This window comes from Pseudoalteromonas ulvae UL12, assembly GCF_014925405.1.
In the GTDB taxonomy this organism is placed as follows: domain Bacteria; phylum Pseudomonadota; class Gammaproteobacteria; order Enterobacterales; family Alteromonadaceae; genus Pseudoalteromonas; species Pseudoalteromonas ulvae.
This window is the reverse complement of record NZ_AQHJ01000035.1, coordinates 426987-447255: the sequence shown is the minus strand read 5'-3', so window position 1 is coordinate 447255 and position 20269 is coordinate 426987. Positions and strand designations below refer to the sequence as shown.

14 protein-coding genes are annotated in these 20269 nt (G+C 41.8%); 4 read left to right on the top strand and 10 right to left on the bottom strand.

Annotated features, from left to right (window positions below; all coding sequences use genetic code 11):
• Positions 1-93: 93 nt before the first annotated feature.
• The 4 genes from PULV_RS22160 to PULV_RS20015 all read right to left on the bottom strand — a co-directional run bounded on the left by PULV_RS22160 (position 94) and on the right by PULV_RS20015 (position 2370).
• Positions 94-366: a TolC family protein gene (locus PULV_RS22160; RefSeq protein ID WP_227009474.1), complete on the bottom strand. Its 273-nt coding sequence runs from the start codon at positions 364-366 to the stop codon at positions 94-96.
• A 232-nt stretch (positions 367-598) separates the two neighbouring features.
• A complete protein-coding gene (locus tag PULV_RS20025) occupies positions 599-940 on the bottom strand; it encodes a hypothetical protein (protein WP_086745512.1) in 342 nt (113 codons plus the stop codon).
• A 109-nt stretch (positions 941-1049) separates the two neighbouring features.
• Positions 1050-1862, bottom strand: coding sequence for a bifunctional DNA-formamidopyrimidine glycosylase/DNA-(apurinic or apyrimidinic site) lyase (gene mutM, locus PULV_RS20020; protein ID WP_086745511.1), 813 nt, complete (start codon positions 1860-1862; stop codon positions 1050-1052).
• Entirely contained in the window at positions 1855-2370 is a 516-nt protein-coding gene (locus tag PULV_RS20015) for a hypothetical protein (RefSeq protein WP_086745510.1), read from the bottom strand. Before PULV_RS20015 ends, mutM begins: the two co-directional genes overlap by 8 nt.
• Before the next feature lie 164 nt (positions 2371-2534).
• Between PULV_RS20015 and PULV_RS20010 the strand changes: the two genes are divergently transcribed.
• Positions 2535-3458: a manganese-dependent inorganic pyrophosphatase gene (locus PULV_RS20010; protein WP_193332455.1), complete on the top strand. Its 924-nt coding sequence runs from the start codon at positions 2535-2537 to the stop codon at positions 3456-3458.
• Positions 3459-3522: 64 nt separating this feature from the next.
• On the opposite strand, the gene PULV_RS20005 is transcribed toward PULV_RS20010, so the two are convergent.
• The 3 genes from PULV_RS20005 to PULV_RS19995 all read right to left on the bottom strand — a co-directional run bounded on the left by PULV_RS20005 (position 3523) and on the right by PULV_RS19995 (position 5874).
• Complete coding sequence (locus PULV_RS20005) at positions 3523-4410, bottom strand: GGDEF domain-containing protein (RefSeq protein ID WP_193332454.1); 888 nt, start codon at positions 4408-4410, stop codon at positions 3523-3525.
• 135 nt (positions 4411-4545) lie between these two features.
• Positions 4546-5025 (bottom strand): GNAT family N-acetyltransferase, encoded by a 480-nt coding sequence (locus tag PULV_RS20000; protein WP_193332453.1) that lies wholly within the window; start codon positions 5023-5025, stop codon positions 4546-4548.
• A gap of 57 nt (positions 5026-5082) precedes the next feature.
• Positions 5083-5874, bottom strand: a complete 792-nt coding sequence (locus tag PULV_RS19995; RefSeq protein ID WP_086745507.1) for a lipoprotein intramolecular transacylase Lit — start codon at positions 5872-5874, stop codon at positions 5083-5085.
• Between the two features lie 537 nt (positions 5875-6411).
• Between PULV_RS19995 and PULV_RS19990 the strand changes: the two genes are divergently transcribed.
• Positions 6412-8490, top strand: coding sequence for a S41 family peptidase (locus PULV_RS19990; protein WP_193332452.1), 2079 nt, complete (start codon positions 6412-6414; stop codon positions 8488-8490).
• Positions 8491-8567: 77 nt separating this feature from the next.
• On the opposite strand, the gene PULV_RS19985 is transcribed toward PULV_RS19990, so the two are convergent.
• Both PULV_RS19985 and PULV_RS19980 read right to left on the bottom strand, forming a co-directional pair.
• Positions 8568-9494, bottom strand: coding sequence for a lipase secretion chaperone (locus PULV_RS19985; protein WP_193332451.1), 927 nt, complete (start codon positions 9492-9494; stop codon positions 8568-8570).
• Positions 9495-9496: 2 nt separating this feature from the next.
• Positions 9497-10414, bottom strand: a complete 918-nt coding sequence (locus tag PULV_RS19980; protein WP_193332450.1) for an esterase/lipase family protein — start codon at positions 10412-10414, stop codon at positions 9497-9499.
• A gap of 379 nt (positions 10415-10793) precedes the next feature.
• Between PULV_RS19980 and PULV_RS19975 the strand changes: the two genes are divergently transcribed.
• Together PULV_RS19975 and PULV_RS19970 are read left to right on the top strand one after the other, a co-directional pair.
• Positions 10794-12206: a YfcC family protein gene (locus PULV_RS19975; protein ID WP_193332449.1), complete on the top strand. Its 1413-nt coding sequence runs from the start codon at positions 10794-10796 to the stop codon at positions 12204-12206.
• Positions 12207-12421: 215 nt separating this feature from the next.
• Positions 12422-19861, top strand: a complete 7440-nt coding sequence (locus tag PULV_RS19970) for an Ig-like domain-containing protein (protein WP_193332911.1) — start codon at positions 12422-12424, stop codon at positions 19859-19861.
• Positions 19862-19953: 92 nt separating this feature from the next.
• Here the strand turns inward: PULV_RS19970 and ppiC are convergent, their stop codons facing one another.
• Positions 19954-20232, bottom strand: a complete 279-nt coding sequence (gene ppiC / locus PULV_RS19965) for a peptidylprolyl isomerase PpiC (protein WP_086745501.1) — start codon at positions 20230-20232, stop codon at positions 19954-19956.
• Positions 20233-20269 lie beyond the last annotated feature (37 nt).

Genomic DNA, 20269 nt, shown 5'->3' with positions numbered 1-20269 from the left:
TTAAAAACCACCGCCCAATGCTTTATACAAATAAGTCAGTGAGTTCAATTGTTCGTTTTTCGCTTTCACTAATGCAATTTGAGCAGAAAATAACTATCGCTGAGCATCCATTAAATCCAGTGAGCTAGCTACTCCATTTCGATAACGTAATTGTGCTAAACGTAAATACTCTTTAGAGCTGTAAACAAGACTTCGCTGAGCAGAGAAAATAGCTTTGCTACTTTCAAAACTGGCAAGACTATTACTCACTTCATGCAAGGCTGACAGCACAGTGTGTTCGTAATGAAGCTGTGCTTGGTACGCTCGTTGTTCAGCAGCAGAAAGATTAGCACGATTTTTACCAGCATTAAAAATCGGGCCCGTAATATCAAGGCCAAAAATAGGAATATGCTGTTCATCACCCTAAATTTAAACATACACAACTCATTTGATTAAGTTGCGATTAAGTTGCTTAGTATCGTTTATTTATAAACTAACATAAGTTCACAAATTAAATGATAAAAGTATTTGATTCGCAACAAAATCGAGGGGGACTATTCAAAAAAACTAACTGTGAACAAGTAAGGGGTTAGAGAGTTAGAACACGTAGTGCACCCCTTTAACTAATAGGCACAATACAGTTAATCATCCGCAAGCTGTATCGTTTGAAATCGTCTTGGGAAGAGATAGTGCGCGGCATATCTTTTGCGATCCGTTCTTTGCACATTTTGGTAAAATCACGCGCCCGGCGGGTGCAACTTTTATAGGTAAAATTACTGTCAGTCATGCCTGCTTTTTGAAAACACAAAGAATCAAATTTTTGCGCTGCATGATCTAAGACTGCTTCGCGGGTGGCTGGTTTGGTATGTAAATTAGTAAAATTGTACGCGTTAGAGTGGCTGGCATAACCCGCATAAAACGCCACACCTAACATCACCGATACCAACAACACCTGCTTCATATAACCTCCTTGTTATTTAAATAAGTTATCTAACTCAAAACTAACAAAGAATACTGACCATTTTTCGATCAAAAAACAAGTAAAATCCATCCAAAAGTATTACATTCTATTACAATAGCTGGCAATTAGAGCAAAAAACGGTACTGCGCTGTCCAAGCCTCACCTCTTCGATTAACTGCTGACAGACCACACAAGGCTTTCCTTTGCGGCCATAAATTTTCAGCTCTTGCGCAAAATAACCCGGTTTACCATCTGATTGTGCAAAGTCTTTTAACGTTGTTCCTCCTTGGGTAATGGCTTTTTGCAGGGTTTGTTTAATGATTGGCACTAAACATTCAAATTGCGCTAAAGTCAGCGTACCTGACGGGGCCTGCGGGTGAATTTTCGCTTCAAATAACGATTCATTAGCGTAAATGTTCCCCACTCCCACAACATATTTGTTATCCATAATAAATTGCTTAATGGGCACTTTTTTACCCTGTGCGTGTGCAAAAAGATAAGGGGCATCAAATTCATCTGTCAGCGGCTCAGGCCCAAGTTTGGCAAACACGGCATGGTTTTGGCCGGGCTCTTGCCATAAGCATGCGCCAAATCGACGGGGATCATTAAGCCGCAAAACAACCCCTGTTTCGATTTCAAATTCAATGTGATCATGTTTTTTCAGTGGCTCCTCTTTGGCAACCACGCGAAGATTGCCCGACATACCTAAATGAAGGATCACGGAACCAATATCTGTCACCAAAGAAAGATATTTAGCTCGTCGTGTCACCATTCGGATTTTATGTCCCGCAATGGAGCTGACTTCTTCGGGAATAGGCCAGCGGAGTGTTGGATGATAAATGCGAACCGCATTGACAACTTTATCGGTTAAATGGGGGGCAATGCCCATTCGGCTTACTTCAACTTCGGGTAATTCAGGCATCGGACGTTAGACTCATAAATGGAAATAATTGGCTCACTAAGGATGGTTCAAGGACAAACCAGCGCTGCTGGTGTTGATCAAGTAAATAAGGTTGGCTATCAATAAAAATCAGCTGAAATACCGACGCATTCGATTGACCCGCCAGCCACACGGTAGTGGCTGATTGCGCACCTTGTTGCTTTAACATGGCCTGTAAATGGCTGACATCGTCGACCAAAGGCGCCTCTGCTTGCTGCCAGACTCGAATAAGGTTATCGAGTTGCTCTGGACTACGAGCAGGCAATGGCATGTTGACCAAATCAGTAGCACGCCAACTTATGCCGACACGCTCAATTTTCATTTCGGGATAAGCGAGGGTCAATACAAAACTATTGGTTGGTAAAAGCGGTTGAATTAAATCAGGGCTGTCTGATTGAATTAATTTGTGATGTAAGCCATTAAATAAAAAAATCATCAATAACATGGCAAATATGATGACATTATTCCAACCAGTTCGACTTAAGCGCATAAAACGGTTCCTCAATTTACTCGCAACCAGTGTAACCAAAAGCCTAACCAAATGGCAGGCTTAATCGAGAGCCAAATAAATGGTCATAAAATCTTAGTATTGGTTATAGGCGTAATCCGAAAAATTTTGCTAAAATGCGGCAAAATTTTATTGGAGTGTTCAATATGTCAATGTATGTAGTCGGTCATAAAATCCCAGATTCGGATTCTATTTGTGGTGCAATCGCGCTCGCGTATCTAAAAAATCAAATCGGCGAGCCTGCTATCGCCTCTCGTTTAGGTGAATTATCACCTGAAACTGCGTTTATTCTGGATAAATTTGGTTTTGACGCACCAGAATTAAAAATGAGCTATGCCGGCGAAGACGTGTACATCGTTGACCATTCAGAAATCACACAAGCACCCGATGACATCAGCGAAGCAACCATTGTTGGCATTGTTGATCACCATAAGTTAGGGGATTTAACAACATCGACCCCCCTTGAATGTTGGATCCGTCCTGTAGGCTGTAGTAACACCATCATTAAAATGATGTATGATTTTTATAACGTTGAAATTCCAAAAGAAATTGCAGGCATTATGATGTGCGCAATTTTAAGTGATACGGTTATTTTCAAATCACCCACGTGCACCACTGCAGACATTAAATGTGTTGAAGCCCTCGCAGAAATTGCAGGCATTGAAAATTTCAAAGCGCTCGGTATGGAAATGTTTAAAGTCAAATCAGCAGTTGAAGGCACGCCAGCTCGCGATCTTGTCATGCGTGACTTTAAAGATTTCAACATGAATGGCAACTTAGTTGGCATTGGTCAGCTTGAAGTAATTGATTTATCTGTGTTTGATGACATTAAAGCTGATTTAGAAGCGGATATCGCTAAACTAAAAGCTGAAGGCAACCGTCACTCTGTGTTTTTATTGTTAACAGACATCATGAAAGAAGGGTCGCAAATCTTAATTGCCTCTGATGACGCAAGCATTGTTGAACGTGCCTACGGTGTAACGCCAGAAGCGGGTCGTGCTTGGTTAGACGGCGTATTAAGCCGTAAAAAGCAAGTCGTACCACCACTTCAAGATGCATTTGCAAAATGAAGTTCTCAATAGGTGAGCGTTAGTTTAGCCTATCAATAATAAAGCCGAGCAATGCTCGGCTTTATTATTTTCCCTGCGAAAGTGCACTTTCACAGCGATTTCGGCCATTTTCTTTGGCTTGATACAACAGTAGATCGGCGCGATTAATCACTTCATGAATATCTAGATCATCTTGCTCTATTTGTGTGATACCAATACTGATGGTGATCTCTATGGTATGACGATGATGAGAAACCGACAGATTGGCTACTTTATCTCGGATTTTTTCTGCGATCTCAATTGCTTGAGTACGCTCAGTATCTGGCAATAACACGATAAATTCTTCGCCCCCCCAGCGAGATACCAAATCAGTACTACGCAGAGTTTCTTTTAGTAACTCAGCCAAGGCAACCAAGACCTGATCGCCCCCATCGTGACCAAAGTTATCATTAACGGCTTTGAACCTATCGATGTCGAGCATCAAAATAGAAAAAACTTGATGATTACGTTGCCACAAAGCAGTCTGTTTTTGAGCTTGTTCTAAAAAGAACCGCCGTACAAATAAGCCTGTCAAGCCATCTTCACGGGCAAGTTGTAGCAAGTTTTCATTCACTTTTACGTTGTAGTGCACCCACTTTTTTAATCCAACTGCCACTAAAATAAATCCACTGACTTGGAAAATATCTTCAAATACGGCAGTCAGTAAAGTGGGATGATGAAAGATTTCATCTAAGAACTCGGTTAACATCGCAATGAGGATCAAGCAAAAACCGAGAGTTAGATAACCATAGATTTCTTGATTTGCACGCAGTTTACCCAACGAAAAAAGCGTCACCATTAAGGTAATAAAAATGGCACCTTCAGCGACAATACTCCACCAATCGAGTTGAGGAGCCATGTCAAACCAAGCCAAGTTTACCGCAATAAAAAAGCAAGCAAAAATAGCAACAATGATCACACCCAAACGCAGCATAATGATTTTTTCTCACAGCTTAAGTCTATTAATAGTACACTTAAATGAACTAATTGGCAGTGTATAGCTCAGTCTTTTGCCTCGAGCCCCAAAAAGAAGTGCACTTAACGCAATCATCTTCTATACCCATAGAGCCTATTGTGCAAATGTCGATAAAGTTTGCCCTGACATGCGATACCCAACCCACTCAGTTTGTGCCACCGCGCCGATAGACTCATAAAAATCACGAGCAGGGGTATTCCAATCAAGGCAACTCCATTCAAAACGGCCGCAACCTTGAGTCACTGCAATGTTGGCTAATCGCTTGAGTAATAATTTACCCGCTCCTAACCCACGTTTGGCCTCTGTGATATATAAATCTTCCAAATATAAGCCGGGTTTAGCTAACCATGTCGAATAATTAAAAAAGTAAATCGCCATGCCAATGGGCTCGCCGTTTAATTCGCAAATCAAGGCGTTAACATGGCCTTGACTAGCAAAGACGGTCTCTTTAATTGTTTGCTCTGTTGCCAACACTTCATGCTCGGCTTTTTCATAAATAGCCAGCTCAGTGACAAATCGTAAAATCGTCGCCGCATCATCAATCACAGCTTGGCGGATTGTTAAGTTGTTCATTTTTTTCCTTAGAATCTATCGCTTAGATACTAAATGTAAATGGATAGGCTGATGCTCTTAAGGGCAATACGAATGCTTTACCTTGGCCAGCAAGGATCGGATCCCATACGTACATACCAGAGTGATGACTGCAATATACCCCAATAAACCTAAAGTTATCATGCCAAATAAATCAGGGGCTTTCATTAACGTTGTCATTAATGAGTCTTGGTAATAAAAAAACCATTGGTGCTGCGCAGGAAAGACCACCTCATGCAGCCAATAAAATACTGCTTTTGGCCCAACAAACACCACACCAAGCAAGATAGAAAACCCGACACCCGCATACAAGCAAAGCAAACCAAAAGGGTTGAATACTGGCAAACGAGTCACAAGTGGCCCAGACTTCACCCACAGTAACGGCGCACTCAACAGCAACACACTTAGCACCGCACAGCAAAATACGACTTGATTAAACCCAGTTATGAGTAACGCAACATCGGTTAAGTGAACGACTTCAGCCTGAGTCAATAAAGGTTGCACACCATAACTACTGCTAAAGGTTAGCTCAGTCAATCCGTGTCCTTGCTGATGAATGGCCGAAGCGATGCCATTAAACAGCTCAACATGTTGTATTTTTGTCAGTTGCTCAAACCCCAAAAAGTGCCTATTTTGTGGGCCATACTGCGCAATATGATCGGCGATTGCCATTGCGTCATAGAGAAAATCAAAATGAAATTGCTGGTACCTCATGCCCTGCCAGCCCAACCAGCTAAACAATACCAACCCAAAGACACTAAGAAAAAACCAATAAGCATTGGCTACCCAACTCACTCCTGCTGCGGGCTGGGATTTGAAAAAAAACGCCATACAATACAATCAATAAAAATACACCCAGCCATAGTAATCAAAACCCTCTGTGGGAGAAAGCGCCAATTGGCAAGCAAACGTTGAAAATCCCCCCTAGTTAAACAAAAATCATGTTTAGCCGTACGCAATGCTGCTTCTCAATAACGATAACAAGTTAATCTCTAGCAAGTGCCCTATTCCCCCCACCTCAAGATGAGCACGCGACGAGTTTACGATTATTGAGTGTTGCACCTGCATTTTGCTTTATTTAATCAGGTATTTTTTGGGTTTTTATCATGATTAAGGATGAATACTTTACACTTGCTTACAAAATGCTTACCTGTTACAAGCGCTTTGTTTATCTAAGGTTTACATCTCAACTGCGGCCATTTGAATTTTATCCGTTTGTTTTTCATTCACTTTTTATATTGTTTTTTTATCAGGTATACGTTTTAGTTCCTCTTTTGTCACTGCAATTTCAGTACACTCGAACTGTCTCTTGTCCCTAAGTTATTTAGGGCAAAGACTTTAACAATAACGATATCAAGGGAAATATTTATGAAATTCAAAGCACTTTCGGTGGCGCTGGCTTTTGCTGTGCCGACCATGGTGAACGCTTTTGAGCTTTTACCATTAAAAGAAGTTCGCGAACAAGTGCGCTTTGTAGAACTAACAGACATCGAAAAAGTCACGTTAGTTGAACAAGCCAAGCTGGTACTTGAACAAATCTATGTGAATCAACATCAAAAGAACGAATATTATGGCGTTTCTCCTACTGCTGACGGCCATTTAGATCCGATTAAGACCATTAATGACATCGCTGCCAATGTTGCCCATTTATCAACAGCGCAGTTGCATACACAATTGAGTCAGCTATTTATCTCTCAGCGTGATTTACATTTAAACTACACATTGCCGGCACCATTTGGTGAGCATCAAAGCTATTTACCATTCAACTTTGATCGTGTTACTCACAATGGTGATGAGTTTGCAGTGGCACTTAGTAGTGTATGGGGCTCGTTTGCCGCTCGATTTCCTGGGCAACCTGTGCCACAAGTCGGTGATCTAGTGGTGGCTTATCAAGGTGAGCCAATTGCCCAAGCAGTTAAAAGCCGCCAAGCTAAAAGTGCAGGGGCAAACCCGTATGCAGGATTTGCCCGCACCTTAAATGACATGCGCTTTCAAAGTCATCGCTCAACCACTCTCCCGCAAGATGATACGGTTACCGTCACGTTAGAGTCTGCATCAACTGGTGAGTTATATGATGTCACGGTTGATTGGTTACTCTACCACCCAGTTAAAATTGGCGGTGCAGCAATTGCTGAAAATACGTCTGATCAGGCAAAAAATGACAGCGCTGACAATTCACCAATTATCAATTCAGATGCCCAAGCGCTGCTTGAGATATTACCGCAGTCTGCCCAGACACAAAGTTACTATGATGGCTTTGAGTTAGCCCGTGACACTGAAATACAAATGGGTGAAATTGCGCCTTCACCAGTGAGTGCATGGCCTGCGAATAACCGTGCACCTGGTGGCGCGTATTATTTCGATACCGTGAACTACAAAGGGCAAACTATTGGTTACTTAAACATTAGTACCTTTGCGCCACAGCTTAATTGGGTCAATGAACTGTTCGGTATTCGTGATGTGGTGGCAGCTGCGCAAAATACCACCGATGCCCTAGTAATCGACGTGCGAAACAATGGCGGAGGTTATGTGCTTTTGTCTGAAATGCTGCCGCAATTATTTATTCCACAAGAAACCAAAGCCCATGATTACCGTTTATTAAACTCACCATTAAATCAGTATATTTATACTCAAACTGCATATGGTCAGAGTGAGCCTGAGTTCGCAGCATCGCTTGCTGAAGTCGCTGGCACTGACACAAAATATTCACGCAATGTGCCATTAACACCTTCGTTTTATGCAAACTCATTTAAGCAAGTTTATAGCAAACCTGTGGCTGTCCTCAGCAATGCCCGTAGTTACTCAGCAACTGATTTATTTGTCTGCGGTATGCAAGATAATGATGCCGCGGTAATTTATGGTGAAGATCCGCAAACCGGTGCCGGTGGTGCATCGGTAAGAACCCACAGCAGTTTTATTGCTGATTTTGGTGCGCCTTTTGCTGCTTTACCGCAAGATATTTCAATTCGTTCGTCCTACATGCAGACCGTTCGCTTTGGTCACCATGTAGGCCAGTTAATTGAAGATTATGGCTGTATTGCCGATGTACGCGTTGATCGTACCCAAGCTGATATCGTCACACTAAACCAAACTCAGCAAGAAAAAGTGCTCGATGGCTTATTATCACAAGCAAAAGCACGTGCCAGCGGCACACCGCTTGCGGCTGATGCCAGTGGTTTAGCTGTTTCGGCAGAGCAATTAATACTACCTGTTCGCATGAAAAACACAGGGTTAGTGCGTATTTCTGTCGCGTCGAGCTTATTTGTTGAGCCAATCACCTTAACCACACAATATGTTGGCGTATACGGTAACGAACGCGTGTATAACTTGCAGTTACCTGCCGAACTTGCTGGTTTAAAAGGTGCTGCCACCTATTTATTCCTTGAAGGGTTAGATGAAGGCAAGCAACCTCTTTGGAATAACAAACAATTATTACGTATTAACTAAACTTATCACCTCCCTAACAACAAAGCGCCTACGCAGGCGCTTTTTTATTTTCAGCCCTAACGCACTACACACCGGCTTCAAATAATTCTCTTTTGCTCTTGAACTGTAAAAGACTGATTCTTTAAATCAGCAATTTCTAGCTGCTGAGTATGTAAGTCATGCTCAAATAGTATTTTGATTTGATTTACTTTTTGGTTAAAACTATTGATACGCCGCTGCCAATCTGCCTGTTTTTGACGAACATTCAAAAGTCGCTGTGCTGCTGCATCGCCAAATTGATCATTGAGTTGTGTGTAATGCTCATCGTTTAATGTGTCACTTTTAAACAGTGTAATCACCTTGGTCAAACTCACGGTTGGCGAAAACACACGGCGCTGGGCTTCAGGTAATGATGACAAATGTGCCATTAACAAAGCCTGCTTAACATCGTTATTTATACCTGACGCCGTCAGTATTGCTTTGCGCTCTAAGGCTTGTTGTTGTGTGATACGCTCGGTATAAAACAACGCGTTGATTTCGTACTCGTTAAAAAATTGCTCTTGTAAGGCATCAATGCCTGCCAATGTATTACCTAAATCAAAAGTGGAGGTTTGCGCCAACTTAATGGTTTTTAATGCTGCTTTATATTGGATATAACGGACAAATAGTGCCCTGAGTTCATCACAATGGGCTAAAGGAAGGCATGCTTGCTCAAATATACGCCAAACATGCTGTGAAGATTCAGCATAATGATACAGTTTATGATCAAAAAAATAGCGCACCTGTTCATCAAGCCATGCGACCTCACTGCTAGCATTACCAAATCCAAGTGGATAAATCTCAACTTTAGACCGTTCTTTTGGCGCTAACGTCTGCTCTAGATTTAATGGGCTTTTTAAATTATCAATCTCGTTTACTGGTGAGCTTGTTACAGTCGTAAAGATCAATGAGTAGCAGACAACCCCAAACAGAGTGACTCCCACTAATAATAGGGAAGTTTTCCATAGTTTTTGAATGCTCAACATACTTATAAACCTAAATTTTTCAGTCGATTGGCATGACGGCGATAGACAGTGACAGGATCGGTCTCGAATAAATGATGAAGACCAAAGCTGTGGTTTATTTCATCAAGATGATTCATTTTGTAGTTATCTTTAATCACTAATCCTAAATGACTACTACAACTTGATACTAGTCCATCACTTGGCTCATTAAACGCCAACGATAACAAGCCAATTGCACCATCGAGTGGATCAAGTATGTTTGTGAGGCCTTTAGACCCACTCCATGAAAAGTACATCACGCCATTGCTAGCCAGCATTTCTCCTTCACCACAATAATGGCTGGGTAAACCTTCAGGGTATTTTTGATTAAAGGATAATGTCCCTGAGGTTGTTAACACTTCTAACGCAGCGAGTGCATCTTGAGGGTGCATTCCTTGACCAGAAAAAAAGCTAATAATAGCTGCGAAGCTATTGGCCAACGTTTCGGCAAACGCTTCGGTGAAAGAGCCTTCAGGTACAGTGTTACGGACTATATCAGCGACTTTACTCCCCCAATTGGCACCACCAATGCTGGTCACTGATGCCACTAATTCCGGCTTGACTGATGCGACATATCGTACTGTTTGTGCGCCTTGACTATGCCCAAATACGTTGACTTTTTCTGCCCCTGTCAGGGCCAAGATATATTCGACTTGTGCCAATAATTGCTCACCACGCAATTCAGAGCTATTGGCTGCAGAGACCGAGGCTACAAATACTTGGGCACCATCGGATGTTAACGCCTGTGGTATACCATAAAAATAATCAATACCAACAATGTCATCAAAGCCAAAAATACCGTGCACGAGTACGATTGGATACTTGGTTTTTGTGTAATTGGCATGCGCCATTTGTGAGTAAAAGACGCTTATCGCTAACATCAAGGGCAAAAGCAATTTCATAGGGGACCTTTTAGTGTTTGTACTTATTTTGAATACAAACATAGCCACCAGCAGGTCAGAGGTCAAACCAAAGAATCTTAATAAACTAAATAAAACAGTTTATTTCATTAAATACACATCACGAATCAAGTAGATTATTACTAACAAGGTACAAATTCTGATACACTTTTGCCCGCGACGGCCATCCCCCTGAAAAGTCCATCAGAACTGCAGTTTGATTAGGTTTTAGACATTAGCTATCAGTGCTAATACCTAATTTATTCCCTTTGATGACTTGGCTTACGCTTGAGTACGTTCAACCATGCAACGTCTCTTTCAACGCATCACTTAGGTGATATCGCAAACTGCATAACTTACTTTTACTTAATTGGAGACGTCGATGGGCCAAACATTCAAAGTACCTCATACCTTGATTTTATTGCTCGGTATGATGGTAGTTGCCCTCTTTGCTACTTGGTTAGTACCACAAGGTTTTTTTGAAACAAGCTTAACTGAAACTGGCCGTGAAATGGTCGTTGCGGGAACCTATCAAACCGTCGCTGAGCGACACTACCTAACCCCGTGGGACTTACTAAAAGCCATTCCACGCGCGTTTGCTGCAGCACAAGATGTGATCTTTTTTGTATTAATCGTCGGGGGCGTATTAGCGATTGCCCGTGCCACAGGCACAGTTGATGCGTTAATCGGTCGTTTATTAGAGCGCCATGGCAGCCAACCACAGCGCCTTATTTTTATGGTGGTGTTCTGTTTTGCTTTGGCATCAAGCAGTATTGGTACAGCTGGTGAATATATTCCATTTGTGTTGATTTTAGTGGCCTTGTGTAAAGCAATGCGCCTCGATGCCATGACAGCTGTGGGCATGATTGTCGCAGGCTACGGCATTGGTTATGGTGTGTCGGCATTTAATCCTTTCACTGTGCTGATTGCGCAACAAATTGCTGAAATCCCTGTTTATTCTGGTTTATGGTTACGCTTAGCGATTTTCATTCCTTTTGTATTAATTGGTTTTCATCATGTTTGGCAATACGCTAAGAAGGTTTCTGAAGATCCAAGCAAGTCGATGATGATTGATGTCCCTTGCCCATTAGCAGGTCAAGAGCAGCCAAGCTATCCACAACTTGAAACACGTCATAAACTGATTTTAGGCAGCTTCATTATTACCTTAACTATTGCCGTATGGGGCATCGCGACCCAAGGCTGGTACTTATATGAGTTAGGTGGAGTTTTTATCGCATGGGGCGCTGTCATTGCTGTGTTAGGCCGCTTAAGTGCTGATGAAACAGCGAACCGCTTCATTGAAGGAGTCTCTGATCTGGTCACCACTGCGGTATTAATTGGTGTCGCACGCGGTATTGCACTCATTCTCGAAGATGGTCAAATTCTTCATTCTTTAGTGCATGGTATGTCTTTACCACTGTCATATGTCAGTGCCGAGATTTCAGCCATTGGTATGCTCGTGATTCAAACCATCCTCAATACCTTTATTCCATCGGGATCTGGCCAAGCCTATGTCACGATGCCATTAATGGCACCTTTAGGTGACTTAGTCGGTGTGCCACGTCAAGTCGCTGTGTTAGCTTATCAATTTGGCGATGGTTTCTCGAATATGATCATCCCAACCAATGCCGTATTAATGGGTATTTTAGGAATGGCGGGGGTGCCGTATGGCCACTGGTTCCGTTTTTGTTTACCGTTGCTACTAAAATTAATGCTCGCAGCTTCGATTGTGTTAGTACTGGCGGTGATGTTTGGCTACGGGTTAGATGTCCAGCCAACCGCTGTAACGGGCTAGCCTCAGCTTAACGAGATACTTGTTACTGATGGCCAATGTGTAATTGGCCATTATTCTTATTTTCCCTACCTCATCACTCTCGCTCTCCTACCGTGTAACCCGTGTAATAGTATGTAATAACCTAAAATAGCCTTTGTACCTACCATATTTAATCAAACGATGTATTCTTCGCACCCTTTATTATTCAAGTACTTAAATATTTAATAAGGCTATTCGTGAATAAACTTCTCTATATTGTATACCTAATGTGTATATTTGGTTTTAGCAAAGCCAACTCTGAAACATATTATTTACAAGCGCAATTACATTCGCAAGTCACATCCAGCGGCTCTACTATCGATGACGTGGCAGAGAGCATTCGAACCCCTATTGGTTTTAATTTTGAACTGTTTGGTAAAACAGTTGACCATTTTTCGATTACCTCCAATGGTGTCATTGCGCTTCGAAAAGGAAATATTGGTGATCCAGGAGCGGATGCTGCGCCTGTTAGTTCCTATTATACCAATCAACCCCTCTCTGAATTAACGCTAACGGGCAGCGGGCAAGATAGTTATAACCTTTATGTTTTTTGGGATGATCTCGTCTCTAAAGATGCTAAACAACATGTCACATCATTATTGGTCCCCCACAACGACCCGAGTAACTCATTTGGCACAGATATTTTAGCGATTCAATATTCAAATTATGGTTTTTATAGCCAAACATTAGGCTTAGGTACCATCCAAGTTGTATTGGTCAGTGGCAGTAACGAAATCTATTTCAACTATGTAGATTTACCAAATGAACGCAGTAAGGCAACAGAAGCAACAATAGGCATTACTGGTGGAACTGAGTTTGTCCAAACATCTCATAACTCACCGATTTTAGATCGATTACAAAATATTAAATACACCCCGAATGGCAGTAATTATGATGTTTCGGGCCCAAACCCGGGTATTGCATATAATGGCATTTTATATGTAAGTTCGCCTCCGCCAGGCGCCTTTGCACTTACTTCGCCAAGCGCCAGTGCAACCGACCAAATAGTCCTGCCTACGTTTACATGGAGTGCATCAGACAACGTCGCGACGTACAAGTTAATTGTCGCAACTGATTCAAACTTAAATAACATTGTTTACCAAAATGACGCTATCGATGCTGGATTAACTAGTTTTACACTTCCATCTGGGAGTGAGTTGCAAAGCAACCAAGTATATTATTGGAACTTGCAGGCAATCAATGCCGAAGGCGAGTTGTGGGCAGTTACAAGACAATTTACCACGACTCAGCCAAATCAATTGCCGGTTATTACTAATTCTCCCGCAACAACAATTGCCCAAGATGCCGCTTATGCTTTTCAAACGACAGTAACTGACGCTGACACTGGAGACACACACACATTTTCTATTACAAATAAACCGAGCTGGGCGACTTTCTCCGCGGCCGGACTACTCAGTGGCACACCGACTAACTCTGATGTCGGCAACTACCCAAATATCAACATCACAGTCACTGATAATCACGGCGGTTCTGCGAGTACTGGTGCATTCACTATTAGCGTACAAAATGTCAATGACGCGCCCAGTATTTCAGGCACACCACTTACTAGTGTCTTAGAAGACAGTAGCTACACATTCACACCCAATGCGAATGATGTAGATACTGGTGACAACCTAACCTTTAGTATTACCAATAAACCCGCTTGGGTTTCATTTAACTCAGTCAATGGTCAATTAAGTGGTATTCCGACAAATAGTCATGTTGGTAGTACAGATAATATTGTTATTTCAGTGTCTGACGGGCAGCTTGTGAGTTCTCTCCCTACATTCAGACTAACCGTAATTAATACCAATGACTCACCGAGCATTTTTGGTCAACCAGTTACGCAAATAAACGAAGACAGTTATTACCAGTTTACACCATCTGCTTATGATGAAGATGTAGGTGACTCACTCACATTCTCCATTCAAAACAAACCGAACTGGGCTAATTTTAATCCGTCTACAGGTGAGTTATATGGCACGCCATTGAACCAGCATGTTGGTACTTATAACAATGTTGTAATATCGGTGAGCGATTCAAATTCATCGGTCTCATTACCGACTTTTTTCATTGAAGTAAGCAATACCAACGATGCGCCGACTATTTCAGGTACTCCGCAAACGTCAATGAATGAAGATACACAGTACCAATTTACCCCGACCGCTCACGATGAAGATCTTAGCGATACGCTTACATTTTCAATTACCAATAAACCAAGCTGGGCTAGTTTTGACACACAAACGGGTCGCCTCTCAGGTACGCCAAGCAATGACGATGTTGGCACAACCACTAACATTGTTATCAGCGTGAAGGATTTACTTGCACAAACTTCTTTGCCTCCTTTTTCGCTAACAGTGGTTAATACCAACGATGCGCCGACTATTTCAGGTACTCCGCAAACGTCAGTGAATGAAGATATGCAGTACCAGTTTACCCCGACCGCTCACGATGAAGATCTTAGCGATACGCTTACATTTTCAATTACCAATAAACCAAGCTGGGCTAGTTTTGACACACAAACGGGTCGCCTCTCAGGTACGCCAAGCAATGACGATGTTGGCACAACCACTAACATTGTTATCAGCGTGAAGGATTTACTTGCACAAACTTCTTTGCCTCCTTTTTCGCTAACAGTGGTTAATACCAACGATGCGCCGACTATTTCAGGTACTCCGCAAACGTCAGTGAATGAAGATATGCAGTACCAGTTTACCCCGACCGCTCACGATGAAGATCTTAGCGATACGCTTACATTTTCAATTACCAATAAACCAAGCTGGGCTAGTTTTGACACACAAACGGGTCGCCTCTCAGGTACGCCAAGCAATGACGATGTTGGCACTACATACGATATTGAATTATCTGTAACAGATAAAACCCAAACAGCCCAGTTGCCGTTATTTTCAATTACTGTCAAGAACGTCAACGATAAACCTACATCTGAAGATTTATCATTCAATACAAAAGAAGATCAAGGCGTGTATTTTCATCCTAAAGGGCACGATATCGATCAAGATGCGCTTTCATTTGTTGTTGTTAAACAACCAACAAAAGGAACACTCTCCCAGTCGGGTGATCAGTGGCTTTATACACCGAATAAAGATGTACATGGTGTAGATACCATCACATACCATGCCTTCGATCAGGAGTTAACATCTGACAGCTCTTTAATTACCATAACGATTAACCCTGAGAATGACGCGCCAATCGCTGTCGCTGATAATATAACGTTACCATTTGACGCTTCTGAACGTTACGAATTAGACGTATTGGCGAATGATATTGATGTGGACGAGGATGAACTTAGACTCGCGAGTGTGTCTGCAGAGATTGGAAATGTATCCATTGAAAATAACAAGATACTCTATCAAGCATTAGCGGGTACCTCTAATACTGTTACTCTGATGTACAGTATTACAGATGTTGAAGACAAATTATCGGCAACAAGCGTGACACTGCACATTAAAGACAGTCAAATGGATCTGCACCCTCACTTAAATGTACCTGACGATCTTATTGTTAATGCGACAGGCCTAATGACAAAAGTGGATTTAGGTGTCGCCACTGCAACAGATCAAGCAGGTAACCCTCTTGCTGTCTCGTTAATAAATCCTAGGACACATTTTCGCCCAGGCGCACACTCAGTTTTTTGGCAAGCTGTAGATGCTGACAATAGGCAGACAATTGTTAAACAGACAGTCACTGTCAATCCGCTAATTTCAATTGACCGAGATATTGCAATAACGGAAGGGTCAACTCATCAGGTCACTTTTCACTTAAACGGACAGCCAGCAAGTTACCCTTTCACTGTTTCCTATGCCGTAAGTGGCACAGCGACAGGAGCTGATCATGCATTAATCGATGGAGAAGTGACGTTTAATGAAGGCACAAAAACCTACCTAAGTGTTAACACATTTGATGATGGGATCAGTGAAGCGAATGAAACGATTATAATCACGCTAAATGAAGGTCAAAATATCAGCGATAACGCACAACAAACCATCACCATTGTCGAAACCACTAACATTGTTATCAGCGTGAAGGATTTACTTGCACAAACTTCTTTGCCTCCTTTTTCGCTAACAGTGGTTAATACCAACGATGCGCCGACTATTTCAGGTACTCCGCAAACGTCAGTGAATGAAGATATGCAGTACCAGTTTACCCCGACCGCTCACGATGAAGATCTTAGCGATACGCTTACATTTTCAATTACCAATAAACCAAGCTGGGCTAGTTTTGACACACAAACGGGTCGCCTCTCAGGTACGCCAAGCAATGACGATGTTGGCACTACATACGATATTGAATTATCTGTAACAGATAAAACCCAAACAGCCCAGTTGCCGTTATTTTCAATTACTGTCAAGAACGTCAACGATAAACCTACATCTGAAGATTTATCATTCAATACAAAAGAAGATCAAGGCGTGTATTTTCATCCTAAAGGGCACGATATCGATCAAGATGCGCTTTCATTTGTTGTTGTTAAACAACCAACAAAAGGAACACTCTCCCAGTCGGGTGATCAGTGGCTTTATACACCGAATAAAGATGTACATGGTGTAGATACCATCACATACCATGCCTTCGATCAGGAGTTAACATCTGACAGCTCTTTAATTACCATAACGATTAACCCTGAGAATGACGCGCCAATCGCTGTCGCTGATAATATAACGTTACCATTTGACGCTTCTGAACGTTACGAATTAGACGTATTGGCGAATGATATTGATGTGGACGAGGATGAACTTAGACTCGCGAGTGTGTCTGCAGAGATTGGAAATGTATCCATTGAAAATAACAAGATACTCTATCAAGCATTAGCGGGTACCTCTAATACTGTTACTCTGATGTACAGTATTACAGATGTTGAAGACAAATTATCGGCAACAAGCGTGACACTGCACATTAAAGACAGTCAAATGGATCTGCACCCTCACTTAAATGTACCTGACGATCTTATTGTTAATGCGACAGGCCTAATGACAAAAGTGGATTTAGGTGTCGCCACTGCAACAGATCAAGCAGGTAACCCTCTTGCTGTCTCGTTAATAAATCCTAGGACACATTTTCGCCCAGGCGCACACTCAGTTTTTTGGCAAGCTGTAGATGCTGACAATAGGCAGACAATTGTTAAACAGACAGTCACTGTCAATCCGCTAATTTCAATTGACCGAGATATTGCAATAACGGAAGGGTCAACTCATCAGGTCACTTTTCACTTAAACGGACAGCCAGCAAGTTACCCTTTCACTGTTTCCTATGCCGTAAGTGGCACAGCGACAGGAGCTGATCATGCATTAATCGATGGAGAAGTGACGTTTAATGAAGGCACAAAAACCTACCTAAGTGTTAACACATTTGATGATGGGATCAGTGAAGCGAATGAAACGATTATAATCACGCTAAATGAAGGTCAAAATATCAGCGATAACGCACAACAAACCATCACCATTGTCGAACACAACTTACCGCCAGTTATTGATTATCAAGTCATACAAGCGGGACAACAACGAAACGTGCTCACCAATTCAAATGAAACAGTATCAATAACCAGTCAGGTTAACGATCCTAATGAATATGATGTCGTAACCTTAGCATGGCATACAGATTCAGAAAATATCATTAATATCTCCAGCGATGACGAAACCTTTACTTTTAATCCAACGGGGTTATTACCGGGAATTTATACTGTCGAATTCGTTGCCACGGATAACGCAGAGCCAGCATTATCTAGTAAAAAAACAATTTACCTAGAAGTCACCACAGAGTTAACATCGCTCACTGATCTCGACAGTGATGGTGATTTAATCCCTGATCACCTAGAAGGCTTTAAAGATTCAGACCAAGATGGTATCCCTGATTATCTCGATGCAATCAGTGAATGTAATGTGATGCAAGAACAAGCCATGCAATCAAATTCATTTCTTGTTGAAAGTGAGCCGGGTATTTGTATGCGAAAAGGCTCAACCATTGCCAATAATCAAACCGGTGGCATTGAATTATTAGCGAGTGAACTTCCAACTGATACCGAAGCAGATAATTTAGGTGGAATATTTGATTTTATTCTTGAAGGTCTGCCTACGCCAGGTGAGTCATATCGAATTGTTTTACCTCAAGTAAGTGCTATACCTGCCAATGCGGTTTATCGTAAATTAATTAACAATCAATGGACTGAATTTTTAATTGATGAGCATAACGCAATTCATTCTGCTGCCGGAGAGCCCGGTTACTGCCCTACAACTGGTGATCCTCAATGGCGAGCAGGTTTACAAGAAGGCGCATGGTGTGTTCAGCTCACCATACAAGATGGCGGTAAAAACGATGCGGATGGTATTAAAAATGGTACTATCGTCGACCCAAGTGGCGTCGCTGTTTATCAAAGCCAAAATACTCAGCCTAAAGCTATCAGTGATCACATTGAGATCAATTGGAATAGTGATATCACCATTGATGTGCTTACAAATGATTATGATGACAATGACGACTCATTAATGATTAGTGCTGCCAGTGTTGATTTTGGTGCGGTTTCCATTGTTGATAACCAACTTTATTATCAAACTGCCGCACACTTTTATGGCACTGCGACGATTCAATACAGTATCTCCGATGGCCAAGGAGGAACAAGCTCCACCACGGTATCAGTTATTGTGAATGCCAACTTTGCTCCGATAGCACATCCCGATACAGCTCAGACGAATGATAGAACCGTGATCACCATCAGTGTGTTAGCCAATGATGAAGATCCTGAAAACCAAGATCTGTTCATAACATCAATTAATGCTGAGCAAGGCACGGCTGTCATTAATTCAGATCAAAGTATCACTTATACCCCTAAAATCGGCTTTGAGGGGATCGACACCTTGAGTTATGAAATTTCAGATGGCCAGCTCACATCAACCAGTTATGTCACTATTTCTGTCGAGGCATATCAAGACGTAATCATAAAAAATCATTCAGGAGGGAGCTTGAACTCACTATTGATACTACTACTAGCGACAGTCATGTTAATTAAGCAAAAGGCAAAAGCACCTATTGCGCTCCTGATATTTAGTGCGGCTATTTTTTCGTCTAAAATCTCAGCGGATAACACTCCTTGGTTGTTAGAAATAAGTGTTGGTCAATCAAAGGTTGAATCATCTATCAATCAACATCCCGATGAGGATACCTTCATTACGGTCGATGATACGGGAACCCAAAGAGGCATTGAGTTAAGTTATCACTTTGATAACAGCTGGGCTTTATCGCTTGGTTATGTTGATTTGGGTGAAAGTGATACTCGAATTCTGAGTGCTCAGCTCAATCCTGATGCCTATTTTCCGACACAAAGTAGAAATATGCCATTATTCACACATGGCATCACCCTTTCAGGTTCCTATCTGGCCCAATTGAATCAAGATTGGCTACTCAGTTATACGTTAGGTGCTTATGTTTGGCATAGTGATACAGATAGTCAGTATGCTCAAACGACAATAAAAGAATCATTCGATGGAGTCGACCCATTTTTAGGTCTTGGACTTAACTACCAAATCAATCCATCATGGCAAACTGGATTGCAAATTTCTCGGTACTTTATTAATGAGAATAACACCAATACCTTATCGTTAAATTTAGGGTACCAGTTTTAAAGATTGCGTCTTTGAACTTTAAAAAAAGCGCCTTCAGGCGCTTTTTTATTCAATAATTCATCAACTCGATAAGGTGACTGGTTATCTATTATTTAAGTACGGTAAAGTACTTTAACAACATGCCAACCAAACTTAGTTTTCACTAACACAGGTTCTAAAATTGGGCCTGAAAAACAGACTTTATCGAACTGTGGCACCATTTGCCCGCGTTTAAACTCACCTAAATCACCGCCACTTTTCCCTGATGGACAGGTAGAATGCTTTTTCGCTAAAACTTGGAATTTCGCACCTTTGTTTAACTGTTTAATAATATCTTCGGCCTGCTCTTTATGCTTAACCAAGATGTGTAATGCGTGGGCGGTATTGGCCATAGGAATTCTCTGAAAATAAAAAACGCGGTATTTTAAC